The organism is Paraglaciecola sp. 25GB23A, from assembly GCF_040012495.1.
Classification (GTDB): Bacteria; Pseudomonadota; Gammaproteobacteria; order Enterobacterales; family Alteromonadaceae; genus Paraglaciecola.
Window position 1 is genome coordinate 1 of record NZ_JBDYKM010000063.1, and the last position, 2,461, is coordinate 2,461.

Sequence of the window (2,461 nt, forward strand, 5' to 3'; positions counted from 1 at the left end):
AAAGTAGCAAAAGTTAAAAATTAAGAAGGGTAGTAGAAAATGCAATGTCAAAACCGACTTTTTCTACAGCCTCGTTAGGTGAATCTTTGATTTCGTGGAATATTGCTAACTCTAAGGAAAGTCCAAATAGTTGGTATTTTCCATCGTTCGAAATTCAGGAGTATTTACTGCCAATAATTAATGTCGGAGGTCAAACTTTTAATGAATATGGCCAAACCAAATACTCAATAGAGGATTGTCGTCGGCTAATAAACACTATTCATTTTGCAAAAGAAACTTTAACTATGATGCCTAAAGCAGTTGTGAGATATGAAACCATTGAGAAAGGCTTGGCTTCATTAGATAAAAATGGAATCATCACGACATTAGATAATTTAAGTAGTGCGGCTGAATTAGCAATCAAGCAAGAAACATGTTTGGTGTTCTATGGTGACTAATTCACCTAACAAGCCAAGTCAGCGGGAATTTTACTCGCTGAAAAACACTCATAAAATCCCCTGCTTGGGGCGTTATGCGAAGGAGAACGAATGAGCTTCCTTGAAGAATCGTGGGAAGAACGAGAAGAAAATTCTTATAAACAGATATTTGGTGATACTGGGCAAGGTATATTTCCATTATCAAATGAAATCTTAGATCGATTGAATGCCAAAAGCATTGATCCTCGCTGGCTTACTCACGGGGTTTTCAAGTGTCCACCTACTGAACAAAGAAACACTTGGGCGTATGTAACATCAGGAATGTCTAATCCTTGGGAAACCGAAGAACCAGAAGAATATTCTGGTTTAGGCGTTGAATTTCTAATGGAAACGGAAAACGAAGAGATATGGGCAATAGAGGTTCTTCTAACGTTAATGGGCTATAACTTATTGCTAGCAAACGGGCAAATGGGGGATTTCCCATCGCTGGATTATGGGCACAGAGTGCCATTGGCGTTATCTGAATCTATAAAAACTATGATGTTTGTCCATCCCGTTAATTTTCCGAGTAACTTTTCCATTAAGTCAGGTAGTGTTGATTTGTTGCAGGTCGTCGGTATTACACCTTCAGAGTTAGAGGTTGCTAAGAAAACCTCATCAGAAGAAATTAAAGAAAGGCTAGTTAGCAATACTGGCGGGCTGGTCACAAGCAAGGAGCGAGAGAGTGTCGTGTAAATCGCATAACAAGCGCATATTTTCGGACTGTTTTTACGCTACGCTCCAATCCAGCCGCAAGTGCGGGCGTTATAAGTATTCATGAATCCCGACTTACTAAAATTAATTAAGCAGTATCAATCGGCGGTGGCTGAAATGTTTCCTCGGTTAGCTACCCATCTAAATGTTAGTTTACCTGTAAGTAATATTGAATGGACTGGTGTTGTTGGTGAGCAACGAGGGGAAACTAGCGATGCTGTAAAGTATTTTATGCATGGTTACGGAGTCGTAATGGATAATGGTCAAACGAAAGTTGACTTTGATCTCGGAGAGAGGGGAGAAATTGACGGCTTCGATCGTTGGCGCCTTCAAAGGTTTGTGGAAGACAATAGCATCTCCACCCCGCTAAACAGTGAACATGCTCTTAAGCAAGCATTCGAAGAAGCCGTAAATGCAGGCGAGCTTAATTATTCGGGGTATATTCTTTATTATTTACAACCAAACTTATAACAAACGCAGCCACACGGACCCAGCACGCATTGGCCTTGAAAAACAGGCCAATAAACGCGTGCGGGTCCGGTGCTGCGAGCGTTATATTTCAAGAGAAGTTTAGGTTGAGTAATAAAGCTCTAGATATAATCATAAGTTTTGTTTTAGGCGTCATTACATTTTTAATTGGGCTGGCATCATTTTTTACCTCGTGTTTGGATACTGAAATTACCTGTAATCGTTTAAATAGCTTTGCGTTACCAATGTTTTTAGTTACTTTTTTGTGTAGCCTAAATGTCGCTATATGGGTAATAAAACGTTACTTTAAAGGTAGGGTAAACAATTGAAATATAACAAGCGCCTCATGCTCACCCAACAAGTTGGGTTGGGACAATTACTCGCTGCAACTTCGTTGCAAAACACTCATAATCGCCCCATAGGCGAGCGTTATATTTCAAGGAGGATGGTTTGGCTAAAATTGAATATTCTAAATCCTTAACAAAGAAATGCGTTTATGCTGCTGTAACTTTAGCTTTCACGATAAGTGGTACTTTTTATCTCGCGATGGAACAAAGAGCGACTATAGCTGAAATACTACTCTTTCTTTCGACAGCTATAGTTATCTATTTATGGGTAAATTATAAATTCAGCAGAAGCGCTATTTGTCCACATTGTGGTAGAGAACTTTTTAATGTGATTATGAATGCCAAAATGTACAGAATAAAGTTTAACTATTGCCCTACTTGTGGTGGGAAAATTGAAATATAATCGGGTAGCCGGAGGTATCTAGCCTCCAGCCCCCACAACACCCTGCATGCGGCTCCGCACAGGGCGTTTCACTT

The 2,461-nt window shown here is 39.8% G+C and carries 4 protein-coding genes; all 4 read left to right on the top strand.

All coding sequences use genetic code 11. The annotated features are described in order from the left end of the window. Positions 1-44: 44 nt before the first annotated feature. The 4 genes from ABKW31_RS22740 to ABKW31_RS22755 all read left to right on the top strand — a co-directional run bounded on the left by ABKW31_RS22740 (position 45) and on the right by ABKW31_RS22755 (position 2,387). On the top strand, positions 45-437 hold the full coding sequence (locus tag ABKW31_RS22740; RefSeq protein WP_348619004.1) for a hypothetical protein: 393 nt from the start codon (positions 45-47) through the stop codon (positions 435-437). 90 nt (positions 438-527) lie between these two features. Then, complete coding sequence (locus ABKW31_RS22745) at positions 528-1,151, top strand: suppressor of fused domain protein (RefSeq protein WP_348619005.1); 624 nt, start codon at positions 528-530, stop codon at positions 1,149-1,151. A gap of 81 nt (positions 1,152-1,232) precedes the next feature. Then, positions 1,233-1,640 carry a hypothetical protein gene (locus ABKW31_RS22750; RefSeq protein WP_348619006.1) on the top strand — a complete coding sequence of 136 codons (408 nt, stop codon included), beginning with the start codon at positions 1,233-1,235 and terminating at the stop codon, positions 1,638-1,640. A 447-nt stretch (positions 1,641-2,087) separates the two neighbouring features. Continuing rightward, the gene (locus tag ABKW31_RS22755; RefSeq protein ID WP_348619007.1) at positions 2,088-2,387 is read left to right on the top strand and encodes a hypothetical protein; all 300 of its coding nucleotides are present in this window, start codon (positions 2,088-2,090) and stop codon (positions 2,385-2,387) included. Positions 2,388-2,461: the final 74 nt, after the last annotated feature.